The following is a 16773-nucleotide window of genomic DNA, read 5'->3' as shown; positions in this document are numbered from 1 at the left end:
GACACACATAAACCAAATAAAAAAGGCTCTTTCTCTTCGTTTGGCTCAGGATAAACCGACTATTCCTTAGCAGTGGCTTCTGCTCGAATAGAAGAAACTAAGGTTTTAAAAGCTTCTTTCTTGCTTATAAATGAAGAGGCACCTGCTTTGCGCATTTCCTGGCCAACTTCTTTATCATCCTGGACAGATAATCCGATGACTCGAATTTTCGGATCTTCTTTCAAAATTTTTTTAGTTGCTTCAATTCCATTTATCTTTGGAAAACTGACCTCCATAAGGATGATATCCGGGGAGGGACTGCTGGCTAATTTTACGGCTTCTTCTCCATCATCTGCCTCACCGATTACTATCATATCATCCTCTTTCTCAATAATACTTCGCAGGCCTTCGCGCATCATGTGTGGTTCATCTGCCAGTAAGATTTTTATCATTTCAGACTTTTCGGGTCTCTGCGATTTTTCGTGGGAACGAGAATCCACAAAATCTTTGTCTTCTAAAGGCACGTAAAGATTTATTTCGGTTCCTCTTCCCGGTTCTGAGTCAACATCCATTCTGCCACCGAGCATATCTATTCGCTCCCGAATGCTGAAGAGACCGAATCCCTCTCCATGATCTGCTTTGAACTCTTCATACCCCGGATCGAATCCCTCCCCCTTGTCTTTTACAGTTATTTGAACGTGATCGTCGAGACGTTTTAAAATGACAACTGCTTTATTTTCGGAGGTATGTTTGATCACATTAAAAAGCAGTTCTCTTACACATTGCAGAAGTGTCATCCGAACTTCTTTATCCAAGGGTTTCGGGTGTTTATCATCCTCAATTATAACCTCCAGATCATGCTTTTGCATCTTTTCAGCCACCCACCGAATATGGGCTTTCAAATCTTCCTCATCCAGCGAAGCCGGTGGTTTCAGATCAGATGTTAACTCACGAGTATACGTGACGGCATCTTCAATTAACTCTTCCAATTCAACTAGGTTTTCCGCTGCGCTATCGGGCAAAGATTCCTGCTGTACCTGAGCAACTTTCATCTTTCCCATCGCAAGAATCTGACCCAGATTATCATGTAGATCAGAAGCCAGGCGCTGTCGTTCCTGTTCTTCGGCTCTACTCAGTTCGGCCACCAGCGAGCGCAGCTGATTTTGATAAGACACCAGTGACTTTGTCCGTTCCTTTACCTGCTTTTCCAGGATTTCATTCACTTTTTTCAGTTTCTCTTGCGCCCGCTTGCGTTCAGTAACATTATTGAATAGAACAGCAACTTTTTGTTCTTTCGGATCACCAACAGCAAATGCAGAGGTCTCAAACCACTTTTCTAAATATTCAGAATACGTTTCAAAATGTTGAGATTCACCTGTTAACAGAACCTGGGCACAAACTTTAATCCAATTTCTCTTAGGATCTTCAAATATTTCACTTCCTTTCTTCCCCTCTGCATCCTTTAATCCCGTATGCTTTTCAAAGGAAGGGTTTATTTCCTCATATTGAAAATCTACTACTTCATTACTAGCGTCTAATTCCAGTTTAACGATACAAAACCCTTCATCCATCGTCTCAAAAAGAGTCCGGTACTTCTGTTCACTCCTGCGAAGTGCCTGCTGGGCTTTCCATCGCTCCGTAATATCCTGGACAACGAGCAATCCGGAGTCAACCACTCCCTTGTCATTCTTGATAGGAAGCGTTTGTGCAAATAGTTTTCGATCGTGGAATTCAGCTTCAAATGATGTTTTTTTTCCCTCAAGTGTTGCCTGGAAATGAGGTATAACTTCTTCAACTATATCTTGAGGATATATATCGGTAATCTTTTTCCCTATTCGTTCTTTCGGATCAAGCCCAACAGCACTAACCAGCTCTCCTCCAACAGCAGTGTATCGTAAATCTTCATTGAATAATCCTACGGCTCCATTGGGGAAATTCTCGACAAGCGTACGATACTTTTCCTCGCTTTCGCGCAGGGCTTGCTCAGTTACTTTTTCCATAATTCAGAGAATTGATTTTTACTTCTTTGATCGAAAATGCCTTACCTAAATTCCAAATATCATAAAGTGATAAGAAGTTATACTTGCTACAACTATTTACAAGAGGCCAATTATTAACTAGTGTTACAAACTTCCGAAGGAAATTTACAATTCAATAATTCTAAAACGCTAATTCCTCACAATGTTTCAAAAAACTTTACCTTTAATCAGATAAGCCGAGGCTCCAGCATTTCCAGATTTTTATAATCTTATGCACATTCGGAATTTCAACTGGTCATTCATACCAAGCATCTTTATATCCATCAAACTCTTAAGTCCCATTTACACTCGATGACTCTGCACGAATCGTTGTAATTAAAGATTCAAAAGCTTCATTCTTAGTGAGATAAGCTGAAGCACCAGCCCCTTGCATGCTGTTTATGACTTCCTCGCTTTCATGAAGGGAAAGTCCAATGATCCGGACATGTGGTAATTCATCCTTTATTTTTTTAGTGGCTTCAATCCCATCCATCACCGGCATATTCACATCCATTACAATAATATCAGGTTCCGTTTCCCGGGCTAATTCCACAGCCTCTTGTCCTTGAGAAGCTTCACCTACAATCAGTATGTCTTCTTGTTTTTCTATCATTTGACGCAATCCCCGACGTACCATATCGTGATCATCAACAAGTAAAACTTTAACTTCTTTCTGTACTTGCTCCTCTTGCGACTCAAAAGCGAGCAGAGGATCCTGATGATATCTTGTTTCATCCGGTATCGCTTCCTCTTTAAGTGGCACATAAAGTACAGCCCTTGTACCTTCACCTGGAACAGAATGAAGTTCAAAGACACCTCCATGCCAGTCCATTCGTTCTTTAATGTTAAAAAGCCCAAACTTCCCTTCTTCTGTAGGAATCAGCCAGTCTTCCTTTACTTCAAAACCTTTACCCATGTCTTCAACGGTAACCTTGACTCGATTTTTCTGGCGCAAGATTTCTATTCGTGCTTCATTGACCCCTGCATGCTTTATTACATTTTGAAATAGTTCTCGTACAGACTGATAGAGAATTATTCGTAGCTCCTCATCAACCGGCTTAGACTCCCCATCGTCATCAATAGTAATATCCAGCCCCTGTTTCTCCAACTTTTTAGCTGTCCAATGCAAAACTTCCGTAACATCTTCTTTATTTAACACGGGCGGCGGCTTTAGTTCCACCATTAAGTTTTGATTGTAACTTAAGGCATCATCTACCACACCTTTCAATTCTTCTAACTCAGATGAAGATTGATCAGAAAAGTGTCCATCTCTTAACCCTTCAACTTTCATTTTAGCAAAGGCCAGCATTTGACCCAACTTATCATGCAGTTCGGCGGCCAACCGGCGTCGCTCACGTTCTTCTGCTTTGTTTAGCTGCGATGCAAGCCTGCGCAGTTGATCGCGATAGGAACGCAGTTTTTTTGTTCGCTCATCTACTCGCTGCTCCAGCGTAGCATTAATTTCTTCCAGTTCTTTTTGAGCTTCTTTTCGATCGGTAATATCTATTACAAATTCGACGGCCTCGTTTTCATCAATCCGACGCGGAGCAAAGAGTCCCCACCAGCGAGTCCCATCCTTGCGGATATACTGCTTTTCATAAGGCTTTGTATGCCCTTTTGTTTTCACATCTTCGACTGCATCGTCTGATACTGTATGAAACTCTGCTGGTGTTAACTCCCTCCATGATTTACCTACAATTTCCTCACGGGAAAAACCGCTCATTTCCAAGAAAGCATCATTCGCTTCCTTAACTGTCAAATCCTCTCCACTCCAAAAAATGACACCGACCGTTTCAATATCCAGTGCTGCTTTTAAGCGATTTCTACTCTTGCGCAGTTGCTGCTCGGCATGTTTGCGTTTGGTAATATCCTCGGCGATCCCGATGATACGGGTTATTTGACTGTCTTCATCATAAACCTTGGATCCGTGTGAATGGAGCCACCGGACCTCTCCATCCGGTCGAACAATGCGATATATATCATCAAACTCATCTTGCGGTCCGGTATAACGTCTTTCAATACGTTTCCGGTCTTCAGGATGTACTGAATCAAGAAAAGACAGAGTATTATCATATAATTTTTGCCGCTCTATACCCCATACCTCTTCAAAAGCGGGATTAATATAGATAAACTCCTCTCCATCTTCCGACATCATCCAGATAATGTCATTAATATTTTCAGCCATCATTCGGAACCGTGCCTCACTCTCTCGCAACTCTTTCTGTACCTGCCAGCGCTCTGTTATATCCTGAACGACCAGCATCCCGGATAGAATTTTCCCCTGGTCATCTCTGATAGGGAGCGTATGACCTAACAGATGGCGGTTATGAAAATCGATATCAAACGTATTGCTCTCACCTTGGAATACTGCTTTAAAACGAGGTCTTAATTCTTCTATAATCTCTTCAGGATAGAGGTCAGTAATTTTATTACCTATCCGATCCTCCTGCTGGACTCCTACTTCGCTCAAAAGTTGTCCACCCACTGCCGTATATCGAAGATCTTTATTAAATAGTGCAACGGCGCCTTTAGGAAAATTATCTATAAGCGTTCGATAGCGATTTTCCATTTCTTGCAGCTTGCGCTGCCAGCGCTTTTGGTCGGTTACATCCCGGGTAAAACAGCGGGTGTGAACAAAATCACCGTTTTTCCGGTAAACATTCGAGCTAAGAGATATCTCTAGCGCAGACCCATCTTTGTGGATCATTTGGGCTTCATAATTATGTATCTCTTCTCCCTCTTTTAATCTTTGGAGGACCTCTGTTATCCGTTCTTCATTTACAAAAAACTCGGTAATATTGTGGCCGACAAATCCTTGCCGGGAATAACCCAGCATGTCCAGCTCCGTTTGGTTGACATTCAGGATTGTTCCATCAGCTGCCAGCCAGTGAATCCCGATCGGAGCATTAGCAAAAAAGTTGTGTAACTCCTGCTCGCTGTAAATAAGTGGGTTCTGCTTTTTACTATCCCTTTTACTAATCTTGGCAATAATAAAAACACCTTCTACCGATCCGCTATCATTATAGACAGGACTAAACGATAAATTTATTTTTTGTTCATCCTTATCAGATAAAATAAAATTTTGCTCTGACTCTTTTATTTCTCCCTCTGTTAAAACCTCTATAAAATAAGGTTCAAGATCTTCCCAACGATCTCTAAAAGCCTCACGAGCAGGAAGTCCCAAAGAAGCTGTATTCTCTTCGAAAATATTTTTCCAGCTCTCATTAAAGAAAAGTGTGAAGTCACTTCCCCAGCATATGCAAGAAGGAGACTCAGAAGCTAAACAGAAATGCAAAGCGGCGTGCAAGCTCTGCGGCCACTCTTCTATTGCACCCAATGGGGATTTCGACCAATCCTTTCCATATATTAATCTTCCCATTTCACTTTGGGTCCACTGCGCCTGTTGATATACCATATGCATTTTCTTTGCTATGCCCTAATGCGTACAAAGCACCTAAAGCACAGGTATTGGAGTTTTTTTAGTCTAACCAGTTCTCTTTCTACTAAACTAAGGTTAGATATCTATTATTATACAGTTAGGTATTCAAATAAGTTTCTTTCATTAAAAAACTGTTATTTGCATATTCATAACAGGGAGATATTTAGAGAAAAAAGGGCTCTTCTGAATTCCCTTTATATAAGATTACTAGAATTTAGAGCACTACTCGATCCTTTTATATCAGCCTTTTCAAAAGCAATAGTTACTTCTGTTCCATTATTGCTTTTGATCTCAAGTTCTGCCCCAAGTTGTTGAACTAAAGTGTTAATAATGGTATAACCGAAGGTAGAAGTATTATCAGGTTTAAAGTCAGGTGGTAACCCGAAACCATCATCTTTTAGCACCAATTTGATACTACTATTCTCCTTTGTTACAGCCAATTTAATTTTTCCTTTTTTTGATTCCTCGAACCCATGTTCAAAAGAATTGCTGACAAGCTCATTGATAATCATTGCGCATGGGACCGCCTGATTTACGTTTAAGGCAATATTATCACAGCTAAGGCTGAATGTTATCCGGTTTTCAGGGTCATGCAGACTTTAATTGTATCAACTAATTCCCGCATATAATTTTCCACATTAATTTCTGAGAGGGATTGAGATTGATACAGCTGCTCGTGAATGAGGGCCATCGTTTGAATCCGCATCTCACTATCTGATAGTATGTGCTGAAGCTTTTCATCCTCGGTATTAAACTTTTGTAACTGCAATAAACTTGAAATAACCGCTAAATTATTTTTAACACGGTGATGAACTTCTTGCAGCGGCAAAACAATTCCCTAACATCAGGAAACTGGTTTCTAATACATCATTAAAATTGTATTCATATTTATTTAATGTAAGATGCAATGATTTATCTTGATTAGACCACTTCCTAATTAGGAAATCATCTTCTAATTTTAGACTTTTTGTATTATTTAATTCCAAACTAGGAAGAAGACAATATGCTTTACAATATCTTGTATTATTCTTTCTCTCTTTAAGATAAAAATCTTGTTCTCAATAAAGCTATCTAGATTGCTACTCTTTACTTCCCATTCCTTATTTATGCTTCCTTCGTATACATAATTCTTTATTTTTTCTTTTTTTAAAGAATCTAATAAAGGCCTTTGAACTAGATCGCTAAAATATGTCTCTCCCAAGCCTTTCTGTTTGGATCAGGACCAGAAAATGTTTTTTTCATCGCATTCTTATTCCAAATATAATCAGTGCCCTATGGGTAGTCCCATTTATCCTCAGTCAGCCAAGCTGTCTTGCGGGGAAACTATTTTATTTTAGAAAAAGATTGTCAAAATAAAAAAGGAGCGCCATCAGACGTCACCTTTCTTTTTCTAAAATCCCGACCTATGGTTCCAATCCGCCAATCGGGTAAAAGTGATTTTGATTCTGCCATCATCTCTTTGCCATATTTTACCCACAAATAGGCATTAGTCATAAATTCCTGGGCTGTGAATCTTTTTTGCTAAAGAACCATCTTGAGCCTAAACCTAACTTTCAATTAAATGTATTTCTCTCCTCGTACTACTTCCGCATCTTGTACGTAGACAATAACCGCGTAATGCTCAAAGAAGTTTTCGGCAATGTATTCTACAATGGCATCGGCTACTTTTTTGCTGACCAGGCTTTGAATCCGCGTATCAGGTCCTTCCCATTCGCTGGCCCGAACCCCTCGTGATCCTTTGCCTGTTGCCTGTGTCAGCGTGTATCCTTTGGCTCCCAGCTCTTGGACTTTGCGTAGCAGTCGATCTTCCAGGATTCGTTCTGTAACGATCGTTACAAGCTTAAGAGTTGTCGTTTGCATAACGATGGTGATTTAGAAAATGATTGTTAATAATTCATAAAATATGCTTTTAAAAAAGCCATTCTGCAAAAGCATAATAGAGTGGTATGCCAAGGGTAATATTAAAGGGGAAGGTTATACCCAAAGAAGCCGTCAGATAGAATGTTGGATTTGCCTCAGGTAGTGCGATACGAACGGCAGCGGGCGCAGCAATATAGGATGCGCTTGATACCATCGCACCAAGAACAGCACTACCTGCCAGTGAAAGTCCCACTATTCCCCCAAGCCAGACTGCAAGGAGACCATGGAAAATAGGGACTAAAATGCCAAAGCCGATCAAGAACCCTCCCACTTCTCGCAGATCCTCTAATCGCCGGGCCGTTATAACTCCCATCTCAAGCAGGAATAGTCCTAATGCTCCTTTAAAACCTGCCTCAAAGAATGGGGAAATAGGCTCAAATCCCGCTGTACCGGATACCCATCCTATTATTAAGCCTCCCGCCAGCAATAAAATACTTCGGCCAGCAAGTACTTCGTGAAGCGCTTCTTGCCAGGATCCTGCTCGTTTTTCACGCGTGAAAGCAATCATCAGACCTACCACTATCGCCGGTACCTCTAGTATAGCTACAAGTGCAGGCATAAATCCTTCCGAGACTCTTCCAGTCATAGTGCCAAATGCTATTGCCACAATAAATGTTACCGCTGACACTGAACCATAGTGAGCTGCAATAGCCGAAGCGTTAATCCGGTCAAAATGTCCTAGTCTACGTAATACATTATATGCTATTATAGGTGTGAGTATCCCCAAGAATAATGTAATCAGCGCCGGACCAACAAATTCGCTGAGAGGCGTCTGGTTCAATTCCACCCCTCCCTTCAAACCGATTGCCAACAGCAAATAAATTGCGAGCCCATTGTAAAGTGGCTCTGGCAGCTTCAGGTCACTGCGAACCAGTGAGGCGATCACTCCCAAAACAAACATGAGAATGATAGGAGAGAGCAGGTTAGAGGCCAGCGTTATAATGTGCTCCATAATGTCTTATTACTAATAGTTAAATTAATTGGATGGGTTAGGTGAAAAGCAGGTTAATAGAGCTACGCTTTTTTAGCAGTTACTTTGACTTCTGCTTTTATTTCAAAAGATAAATTCTCATCGTCAATGTCATTGAGCATATTTAGAATATCTTTCCGTATTTTATCCAGTTCTTTTTTCCTTTTTTCAGATTGCTCATTTTTAGACCCTTTAGTTTCCCATAAGTGCATACAGTTAATAGCATGGAATCGTACCGTCCCAGCCACTAAACACATTAATAATTCCTTTGCCTCTTCAAACGAATATGCCTCATTAACCAGTAAGAATTTATCCTTGGACTTAATAGATTGAGCTGTCATGTCTAAATATTTTTCAAGTTTACTACTTAGGTTCTGCCCTGGTAGAGGTTTGTCTCCACCAAGGGAATTTTTAAAACGGCCCATGATACAGATATTGATTTATAAGTGATAATTAATACTTTTAATACAAAGCATAAACAATAGTTTATATGAATTTTACCCTGCATCAGCTTCAAGTATTTGGGAAGGTCGCTACACTCCGAAGTATGACAAAAGCAGCGAAAGAATTGCATATGACCCAGCCGGCCGTATCTATTCAAATAAAACAGCTGCAAGAAACAATGGATATACCCTTGATTGAGGTAGTAGGCCGACAGGTATATCTAACAGAGGCGGGACGGCATCTTTACCAAATGCAGCAAACTATTCAGAATGAAATTGATTCGTTTTCTGCCCTTGTTTCTCAGCTCAAAGGTGGACTAGAGGGGAATCTTACTATATCAGCCGCCTCTACCGCCAAATACTTTTTACCGTATCTGCTGGGTGAATTCCAACAAAGATATCCCAAAATTCAGGTCTCGCTAAAGGTTACGAACAGAGATGAGGTGCTGGGACATCTTAAAGAGAATGAATATGATCTGGCAATACTGACACAATTACCTGATGATAAATCAGTAAATGCGATTCCGTTTTTGAAGAATCCCTTGGTTATGTGTGGTGCTCCCGACCATCCACTTAGAGACACAATCGACATAAATATACAACAGCTTAAAAATCAGCCTTTTGTATATCGTGAACCAGGTTCTGGGACGCGCATGGTTTTAGAACGTTACCTTGCCGAAAATAATATTTCCGTAAATCCTGTTATGGAACTAGGTACAAATGAAGCGGTGAAACAGGCTATCATGGGGGGTATAGGCATCTCTCTTATATCGAAGCTAAGTCTGAAAAACGAGCTCAAACTCAATAAAATTTCGATTCTTGAGGTTCAAAAACTTCCTATCCTAACTCACTGGCATGCACTTTATAAAAAGGAGAAAAGCCTGTCACCTGTTGTTAAGAACTTTTTACTATTTCTGCAGGAAAAAGGCCTCGACCAGCTGCTTCCATAAGCTAGTTATAACAAATCATATTCTTTAGAAGTTTTTATCGAAAAAAATCGATTGCATCCCGCCTTTCTTTTTCTACTGCGGTGTAGTCCGATGTTTTTTCCATAGTTCCTTTTTTCTATTATGATTAAACAATCAGGTTACAATATCACTAATAAGAAACGTTTACTCTATCTAAAAAGTTAAGCTCAAAGTTCAACGTAAGTAGTTAAAGATGACGAATGCATCTGGTGATCGTAACATTACTCTAACCGTAGGCATAGGAGCTTCAGCCGGCGGACTAGAAGCTCTTAAAACCTTTTTCAATTCTTTATCAGAAGATCCGGGTATGGCTTTTATCGTTATTGTCCATCTTTCCCCGGATCATGAAAGCAGTATGGCAGAACTGCTGCAAGCGAAGACTTCGTTGAAGGTCATGCAGGTAAATGAAAAGACAGAGATAGAAGAAAATTGCGTATATGTCATCCCTCCCAATAAAATCCTCACTGTTGGTGACAACCATCTTGAGTTGTCGGATCCTGATAACGGCCGCTCGCAGGTTATAGATCAATTCTATCGCTCACTAGGCAATGTAAAGGGTGATCGGGCTCTTTGTATCACGCTGTCGGGTTCGGGAAGTGACGGGGCCACGGGCATGAAGTCCATCAAAGAAAATGGCGGTCTTACCATTGTCCAGGACCCCGCGGAAGCAGAATACGGTGATATGCCCCAAAATGCTATCGATACGGGTATGGCCGATAAGATTCTGTCGATACAGGAAATGCCGCAGGCGTTGATGGATTATAAAAGAAGTCTGAACACAGTTCGGGTTGCGGACACGCCTGAAGAGCTAACCGAAAGTGAACAGGAAGTTCTCGCGGAACTATTTGAGAAGGTCCAAAAAGAAACCGAGCACGATTTCAGCCATTATAAACAAACCACCATGCTGCGGCGCATAAAGCGTCGGATGCATGTTCACAGTGTTACCTCGCTTGACGAATATCTTGCCGTATTGAATAAGGATGAAAACGAGACACAGGAGTTATTTAAAGATCTTCTTATCAGCGTTACCAACTTTTTTCGGGATCCGGAGGCGTTTGAAGCGTTGGGAGAGAAAGTGATACCCCAACTTTTCGAAGGTAAAAATCAGGATGATGATCTTCGGATTTGGGTACCGGGTTGTGCCACCGGCGAAGAAGCCTATTCTATTGCTATGCTGTTGCATAAATACGCCCGGAATATCAGCGCCTCTCCCTCCATCCAGGTATTTGCTACCGATATTGACCAGCAGGCGCTCGATGTTGCCCGAAAGGGACGATATCCTGAATCTATTGCCGGAGATCTTACGGAACAGCATCTTCAGCGTTATTTTATGAAGCATGGGTATGAATATGTGGTAAAGGAAGAACTTCGCAATTTAATTCTATTCTCAAAACATGACCTGCTAAGAAATCCTCCTTTTTTGAACCTGGATCTGATTTCGTGTCGCAACCTGTTAATCTAGACCGAAATCTGCAAAGCGAGGTATTTAATCTTTTTCACTATGCGCTGAAGCCAACGGGCATCTTATTTCTGGGAAATTCCGACTCTAATCTGCAGGCTGCCGAGCAATTTTCGCCTATTGATAAAGAACATCGGATTTACCAGAAGAACTCCGGAAGTAAATCAACGGTTCATCTTCCCAGTTTTCCTTTAAAATTCAGCCCCAGTAAACCTTCCGGCTCTCGTTCATGGAAATTGCCTTCGAAAGCAAAATCCAGCTTTGAACAGTTGCACCAGCGGCTTATGACCCGCCGGTATGCACCGCCCAGCGTGATTATCAATGATAATGAAGAAGTATTGCATGCCACAAAAGGGATTGGCAGGTATACGGGTTATTCAGAGGGAGAGCCGAGCCGCAAGGTTTTGGATATCGTAATTTCGGATTTGCGCCAGCCGTTGCGCAGTATCCTGTATCGGATCAAAAGGGATGAAATTGATCTTCCGGTTCAAAAGCATGTATGGGTCAAAATAAACAAGCGGTCTCAACTTATTGCGTTACATGTGGATAGGATCAGGGAAAAAGATTTTCCCGACGACTTGATCCACATTGTATTCCAAAAAAAGAGAGATGGCGACGGCTCCGGTGATGATATAGCAGAAAAAACAGATTTTTCTGAGGAAAAAACAGAAATTATCGAGGAACTGGAAACCGAACTCAAACAAACGAAGGAGCAGCTGGAATTAACAATCGAGGATTATGAGACTTCTAACGAAGAGCTTAGATCGTCAAATGAAGAGCTGCAGTCGATGAATGAAGAGTTGCAATCCACGACCGAAGAACTGGAGACCAGCAAAGAAGAGTTGCAGTCCGTCAATGAAGAGCTAAAAACCGTTAATCAGGAGCTGGAATCAAAGATTGATGATCTTAGCCAGGCTAACAGCGATCTGAAAAATCTGATGGAAGCCACAGAAATGGCCATCATCTTTGTGGATCGTAGCTTCTGCCTCAAACGGTTTACATCAAAAGCTACTGATATTTTTAATCTGACGCCTTCGGATTTAGGGAGACCGCTCGAACACTTTACCCATCAGTTGAAGTATGATTCGATCATAGCTGATATTGAGAATGTGCTCAATGATCTGGAAAAGACGCGGAAAGAGGTCACTGATAAAAAAGGTAATGCTTATATCATGCGTCTTCGTCCCTATCAAACCGTAGACGGAAAAGTCAACGGTGTGGTTATAACTTTCGTAGATGTTACAGAGCTCAAAGAGACCGAAGAAGCTCTTCGGAGAAATAAAGAAAAATATCAAACGCTCGTAAAGAACTATCCCAATGGAGCCGTTGCTCTTTTTGACAGCGATCTGCGATATACAGCTATTGGTGGGCAACTGTTCGATACGGACGAAACTGATCCGGAGGATCATATCGGAAGTAAGATCACAGATATCTATCCTGATGAGCTTATCAATGAAATTAAGTCGCATTTTCTTGCTGCCCTCAATGGAGAAGCGAGGAAATTCGAAATCGAACACCAGAACCGTCACCTGTTAGCCCAAACGCTCCCCATTGAGAATGGAACCGGGGAAGTTACCTCCGGCATGCTTGTATTATTAGATATTACAGAACGTAAACAGGTCCAGAAAGAGCTGGAACAAATGAACAAAACACTTGAAAAGAGGGTGGAGGAAAAAACTCAGTCGTTGTTAAGCTATCAGGACAAATTGAGGTCGCTTGCGTTTCAGCTGAGCCAAACAGAGGCAAAACAGCGCGAAGAGCTGGCTACCGAGCTTCACGACAATCTGGGTCAGCTGCTTGCATTGGGTAAAATGAAGGTTACCGAGTTACAGCAGGGGAAATCCGATGAAGAGAATGCTACGGCTGCAGATGAGTTGAAGCAAATAATGAATGATGCCATCCGGTATACCCGGGAACTTACTTCAGATTTAAAACCGCCGTCCTCGATTAAAAATGATATTCGAGCAAATTTGGACTGGCTTGTTGAAAAATTCGAAAAACATAATCTCACCGTAACCATTGATGACGACAAGCAACCAAAGCCGCTGAAGGACGAGGTGAGGTTAACGGTTATTCAAAGTGTAAGAGAACTGCTCTTTAACATCCTCAAACATACCTCGGAGAAAAAAGCTGCGATTCGTCTTGGGCGAAGCAAGAATCAGTTGCAGCTAACCGTGGAAGACGAGGGAGAGGGGTTTGACCCGGAGGAAAAGGAGTTGGCATCTGCAAAAGAGGAAAAATTTGGACTATTTAATATTCAGGAGCGAATTGACCTGCTGGGGGGACAGGTGGATATTGCGTCGAAAAAAGGCCACGGCACAAAAGTAACATTATTTGTCCCCTTGTCGGAAGATCACCGCGACATTGAAAAGACGAAGCAAATAGAAGAAGATGGCCGATCAGAAGTAACAGACCCCGGCCGGGGAAAAAGCGGGGAAAAGACGAAAATTTTACTGGTGGATGATCACAAGATGTTTCGCAAGGGACTTTGTAAGATTATCGGTGAAGAAGACGATTTGGAAGTGATTGGGGAGGCTGGAGACGGAAAGGAAGCTGTACGTATGTGCCGTGACAGTTCACCGGATGTTATTTTGATGGATGTGAACATGCCGGAGATGGATGGCATTGAGGCTACACGCAGAATTTCTTCTGATATGCCGAATGTATGTATTATCGGAGTCTCTCTACACGACAGTAATGAAATAGAGCAGGATATGCGCGAGGCGGGGGCTTCGGCTTTCCTTACAAAGACCGAGGCCTATGAGTCGCTGGTTATGACCATCCGGGCGGAAGTTCCTGCTGCGTCTAAATAATTTTTACTTGGCAGTATCTGATATTGCCGATGATGGTACCGGTTTCTCTGATGGTGCAAAAAAGAGAGCAGGAATGGGCATTAATATTATGCACCACCGAATTGGCGGCACGTTGAAAGTAAAAAGCTCTGCAATTCTATCCCCGACCTGATGGTCCGCGATTCCATATCACCGTAAAAAAATCCTGACCGGCAAAACGATGCAGGTCTGCTTCTTGGTCGGCCAAGATAATGTGGCTTTCTAATTTGGTATCACGATAAGTTTTAATCATCTGCTATCTCGGAATTAGTTATCTATTTTTCCTATAGATAGCAATACGCGGAATAATCTTACCTATGTAAAACACTTTAAATTTAATATTTGACTCTCGACCATACTACAGGCCTTATATTGTAAATCATCATTCTTTTTAAATAAGGAGGAGTAATTATGCCATTACAAAAAGGAGAAGTTTATCGATGTCCCGACGAAACTTGTGGATGTGAAGTTACCGTGACCAAAGGAGCACCCAGCAACTGCTCGGGTACGCAAAATCCGACCTGTTGCTGTGGCAAAACAATGGTAAAGAAAAATTAATAAGAAGCCGATACCACCCGTCAAAAGGTGGTATCGGCATCTAAATTACTCGTATTATGAGAGAAGACATGAATAAAAAGTATGAGGATATCACTACTTTTCAGATTGGGGAAGTAGCAAAACGAGCAGGAGTTAATAAAGAAACTGTCCGCTATTATGAAAAGCGAGATCTGATTCCGAAACCCGACCGGAGGCGATCCGGCTATCGTATTTTTACGCAGCGGCATATCGATCAAATCCGGTTTATAAAACGAGCCCAGGAACTGGGATTTACACTTAGTGAAATCAAGGAGCTGCTGGAACTTCGTATGGATGAGGATACCACCTGCTCGGAAATAAAAGAAGAGGCGGAGGCTAAGTACCGGGATGTGATGGAAAAAATCCAAGACCTGGAGCAAATCAGAGAAACTCTTACTGAACTGATTAATGCATGTGCCGAAGATGGACCAAAGGGCGAATGTCCTATTCTTGAAGCCCTGGAAGGAAACAATGAAGCAGGAAAACAATTAAGAAGATGAGTAAAGCTGATCGACAAATAAATCTTCAATCGACGATAACCTGCCCGGAGTGTGGAGAAAAAACTACGGAGCCAATGCCCCAGAACTCTTGCCAATATTTTTGGGGGTGTCCCCATTGTAGCGAAGTATTAAAACCTCAAGAAGGCGACTGCTGCGTATTTTGTTCCTTCGGCGACAATCCGTGTCCGCCGGTTCAGGAAGAAGGTCCGTCCTGTTGCTGACGGATCTTGGTAAGAATAGATAAACCGATCCCGTCCAACACTTCAATCCCAGTCACAACTACAATGTATGTCAAATAGAGAACATTTTGATGCCATCATTATCGGAACCGGACAAGCGGGCCCTTCACTTGCTGCCCGATGTGCTAATGAAGGGTTAAAAACCGCCGTGATTGAACGTCACCAATTTGGCGGAACCTGTGTAAACACCGGTTGTACCCCCACCAAAACAATGGTAGCCAGTGCTCGCGCAGCCCATATGGCAAACAGAATGGATGATTTTGGAATATCAATAAACGGCTCGGTTAACGTTGACATGAAAAAAGTAATGGCAAGAAAAGATGCTATTGTAAAGGAGTCGACCGAAGGAGTTGAAAGCTGGCTGAAAGACACCGAAAACCTGATGGTGTATGAAGGGCACGCACGTTTTGAAGATGAAAATGTTCTTGCAGTTGAAGATAAACAACTTAAAGGCGACAAAATATTTATCAATGTGGGAGGCCGCGCTTTTATTCCTTCCGGTTTCGGGAGTGTCGACTATCTTACCAATTCGACTATAATGGAGCTTGAAGTGGTACCTGAGCATCTCATTATCGTAGGCGGTGGATATATTGGCCTGGAGTTTGGCCAGATGTTCAGAAGGTTTGGCAGTAAAGTAACCATTATCGAAAAAGGCGATCGTTTGCTGTCTAAAGAGGATGAGGATGTTTCTGAAGCCATTCGTAATATTTTGGAAGCAGAAGGTGTTAATTTTCGTCTGAACGCCGAATGTATCGGGGGGGCAAACGACAACGGACAAGTAGTCGTCGATGTAAATTGTAAAGAAGGACCACCCCAGGTGAAGGGTTCTCATCTTCTTATAGCAGCAGGACGCCGACCCAACACTGATGATTTGGGAATCCCAAATACCTCAATCAAAACAGATGATCGAGACTTTATTCAAGTTGATGATCAGTTAAGAACCACCTCGAATGGTGTTTGGGCACTCGGCGACTGCAACGGAGAAGGAGCTTTTACCCATACGGCTTATAATGATTTCGAAATTGCAGCAGCCAACCTGTTTGAAACTAATTCGCGCCGGATATCAGATCGCTTCACCTGCTACGGATTGTTTATCGATCCCCCTTTGGGTCGCGTTGGCTTGACAGAATCACAAGCGCATGCTTCTAATCGCAATGTTTTGATTGGGAAAAGATCGATGGATCGTATAGCCAGAGCCAAAGAAAAAGGTGAAACAAAAGGTTTTATGAAAGTACTTGTTGATGCTGATACCAACAAAATACTTGGCGCGGCTATTTTAGGTGTCGGAGGAGATGAGATAATACACTCTGTTATCGACATTATGTATGCCGATGAACCATATACCACTATCAGAGACGCGGTTCATATACACCCAACAGTTTCAGAACTTATTCCTACGATGCTGGAAAACCTGGAACCGATGGAGTAAAA

General features: G+C 42.0%; 16 protein-coding genes. 8 read left to right on the top strand and 8 right to left on the bottom strand.

From position 1 onward, the window contains the following. Window positions 1-59 precede the first annotated feature (59 nt). From ACT3ID_RS00815 to ACT3ID_RS00785, 7 genes are all read right to left on the bottom strand, one after another. Window positions 60-1979 carry a response regulator gene (locus tag ACT3ID_RS00815; RefSeq protein WP_491540080.1) on the bottom strand — a complete coding sequence of 640 codons (1920 nt, stop codon included), beginning with the start codon at window positions 1977-1979 and terminating at the stop codon, window positions 60-62. 310 nt (window positions 1980-2289) lie between these two features. Beyond that, window positions 2290-5412 carry a PAS domain S-box protein gene (locus tag ACT3ID_RS00810; protein WP_491540079.1) on the bottom strand — a complete coding sequence of 1041 codons (3123 nt, stop codon included), beginning with the start codon at window positions 5410-5412 and terminating at the stop codon, window positions 2290-2292. Window positions 5413-5630: 218 nt separating this feature from the next. Further along, window positions 5631-5948: a sensor histidine kinase gene (locus tag ACT3ID_RS00805; RefSeq protein WP_491540078.1), complete on the bottom strand. Its 318-nt coding sequence runs from the start codon at window positions 5946-5948 to the stop codon at window positions 5631-5633. Between the two features lie 59 nt (window positions 5949-6007). Continuing rightward, a complete protein-coding gene (locus tag ACT3ID_RS00800; protein WP_491540077.1) occupies window positions 6008-6265 on the bottom strand; it encodes a sensor histidine kinase in 258 nt (85 codons plus the stop codon). 728 nt (window positions 6266-6993) lie between these two features. Then, window positions 6994-7296 (bottom strand): P-II family nitrogen regulator, encoded by a 303-nt coding sequence (locus ACT3ID_RS00795; protein ID WP_491540076.1) that lies wholly within the window; start codon window positions 7294-7296, stop codon window positions 6994-6996. 49 nt (window positions 7297-7345) lie between these two features. Continuing rightward, window positions 7346-8308 (bottom strand): sodium-dependent bicarbonate transport family permease, encoded by a 963-nt coding sequence (locus tag ACT3ID_RS00790; protein WP_491540075.1) that lies wholly within the window; start codon window positions 8306-8308, stop codon window positions 7346-7348. Between the two features lie 62 nt (window positions 8309-8370). After that, window positions 8371-8751, bottom strand: coding sequence for a hypothetical protein (locus tag ACT3ID_RS00785; RefSeq protein WP_491540074.1), 381 nt, complete (start codon window positions 8749-8751; stop codon window positions 8371-8373). Window positions 8752-8816: 65 nt separating this feature from the next. Here ACT3ID_RS00785 and ACT3ID_RS00780 point away from each other — a divergent pair, with 65 nt between their 5' ends. The 4 genes from ACT3ID_RS00780 to ACT3ID_RS00765 all read left to right on the top strand — a co-directional run bounded on the left by ACT3ID_RS00780 (window position 8817) and on the right by ACT3ID_RS00765 (window position 14160). Continuing rightward, window positions 8817-9719 (top strand): LysR family transcriptional regulator, encoded by a 903-nt coding sequence (locus tag ACT3ID_RS00780; protein WP_491540073.1) that lies wholly within the window; start codon window positions 8817-8819, stop codon window positions 9717-9719. A 211-nt stretch (window positions 9720-9930) separates the two neighbouring features. Beyond that, a complete protein-coding gene (locus tag ACT3ID_RS00775; protein ID WP_491540072.1) occupies window positions 9931-11199 on the top strand; it encodes a chemotaxis protein CheB in 1269 nt (422 codons plus the stop codon). Next, window positions 11178-14009, top strand: coding sequence for a PAS domain-containing protein (locus tag ACT3ID_RS00770; RefSeq protein ID WP_491540071.1), 2832 nt, complete (start codon window positions 11178-11180; stop codon window positions 14007-14009). Before ACT3ID_RS00775 ends, ACT3ID_RS00770 begins: the two co-directional genes overlap by 22 nt. Window positions 14010-14016: 7 nt before the next feature. Next, window positions 14017-14160: a hypothetical protein gene (locus tag ACT3ID_RS00765; RefSeq protein WP_491540070.1), complete on the top strand. Its 144-nt coding sequence runs from the start codon at window positions 14017-14019 to the stop codon at window positions 14158-14160. On the opposite strand, the gene ACT3ID_RS00760 is transcribed toward ACT3ID_RS00765, so the two are convergent. Continuing rightward, window positions 14146-14280, bottom strand: coding sequence for a hypothetical protein (locus ACT3ID_RS00760; protein ID WP_491540069.1), 135 nt, complete (start codon window positions 14278-14280; stop codon window positions 14146-14148). The two genes, ACT3ID_RS00765 and ACT3ID_RS00760, sit on opposite strands and share 15 nt — an antisense overlap. A 158-nt stretch (window positions 14281-14438) precedes the next feature. Between ACT3ID_RS00760 and ACT3ID_RS00755 the strand changes: the two genes are divergently transcribed. The 4 genes from ACT3ID_RS00755 to ACT3ID_RS00740 all read left to right on the top strand — a co-directional run bounded on the left by ACT3ID_RS00755 (window position 14439) and on the right by ACT3ID_RS00740 (window position 16771). Beyond that, window positions 14439-14585, top strand: a complete 147-nt coding sequence (locus ACT3ID_RS00755) for a hypothetical protein (RefSeq protein ID WP_491540068.1) — start codon at window positions 14439-14441, stop codon at window positions 14583-14585. A gap of 56 nt (window positions 14586-14641) precedes the next feature. Beyond that, window positions 14642-15103 carry a MerR family transcriptional regulator gene (locus ACT3ID_RS00750; RefSeq protein ID WP_491540067.1) on the top strand — a complete coding sequence of 154 codons (462 nt, stop codon included), beginning with the start codon at window positions 14642-14644 and terminating at the stop codon, window positions 15101-15103. Further along, window positions 15100-15324 (top strand): GDCCVxC domain-containing (seleno)protein, encoded by a 225-nt coding sequence (locus ACT3ID_RS00745; RefSeq protein ID WP_491540066.1) that lies wholly within the window; start codon window positions 15100-15102, stop codon window positions 15322-15324. Before ACT3ID_RS00750 ends, ACT3ID_RS00745 begins: the two co-directional genes overlap by 4 nt. A 67-nt stretch (window positions 15325-15391) precedes the next feature. Continuing rightward, window positions 15392-16771 (top strand): FAD-containing oxidoreductase, encoded by a 1380-nt coding sequence (locus tag ACT3ID_RS00740; protein WP_491540065.1) that lies wholly within the window; start codon window positions 15392-15394, stop codon window positions 16769-16771. The last annotated feature ends 2 nt before the right edge of the window (window positions 16772-16773 follow it).

The sequence above is a fragment of the Fodinibius sp. GM108 genome (genome assembly GCF_058386985.1).
This window is presented reverse-complemented; position numbering and strand designations above follow the sequence as displayed.

Excerpts from the sequence above, each read along its gene's own strand:
- ACT3ID_RS00805 (WP_491540078.1), bottom strand. The coding sequence starts at position 5,948 with ATGATTATCAATGAGCTTGTCAGCAATTCTTTTGAACATGGGTTCGAG.
- ACT3ID_RS00745 (WP_491540066.1), top strand. The coding sequence starts at position 15,100 with ATGAGTAAAGCTGATCGACAAATAAATCTTCAATCGACGATAACCTGC.
- ACT3ID_RS00815 (WP_491540080.1), bottom strand. The coding sequence starts at position 1,979 with ATGGAAAAAGTAACTGAGCAAGCCCTGCGCGAAAGCGAGGAAAAGTAT.
- ACT3ID_RS00760 (WP_491540069.1), bottom strand. The coding sequence starts at position 14,280 with ATGATTAAAACTTATCGTGATACCAAATTAGAAAGCCACATTATCTTG.
- ACT3ID_RS00740 (WP_491540065.1), top strand. The coding sequence starts at position 15,392 with ATGTCAAATAGAGAACATTTTGATGCCATCATTATCGGAACCGGACAA.
- ACT3ID_RS00810 (WP_491540079.1), bottom strand. The coding sequence starts at position 5,412 with ATGGTATATCAACAGGCGCAGTGGACCCAAAGTGAAATGGGAAGATTA.
- ACT3ID_RS00750 (WP_491540067.1), top strand. The coding sequence starts at position 14,642 with ATGAGAGAAGACATGAATAAAAAGTATGAGGATATCACTACTTTTCAG.
- ACT3ID_RS00795 (WP_491540076.1), bottom strand. The coding sequence starts at position 7,296 with ATGCAAACGACAACTCTTAAGCTTGTAACGATCGTTACAGAACGAATC.
- ACT3ID_RS00755 (WP_491540068.1), top strand. The coding sequence starts at position 14,439 with ATGCCATTACAAAAAGGAGAAGTTTATCGATGTCCCGACGAAACTTGT.
- ACT3ID_RS00775 (WP_491540072.1), top strand. The coding sequence starts at position 9,931 with ATGACGAATGCATCTGGTGATCGTAACATTACTCTAACCGTAGGCATA.
- ACT3ID_RS00790 (WP_491540075.1), bottom strand. The coding sequence starts at position 8,308 with ATGGAGCACATTATAACGCTGGCCTCTAACCTGCTCTCTCCTATCATT.
- ACT3ID_RS00780 (WP_491540073.1), top strand. The coding sequence starts at position 8,817 with ATGAATTTTACCCTGCATCAGCTTCAAGTATTTGGGAAGGTCGCTACA.
- ACT3ID_RS00785 (WP_491540074.1), bottom strand. The coding sequence starts at position 8,751 with ATGGGCCGTTTTAAAAATTCCCTTGGTGGAGACAAACCTCTACCAGGG.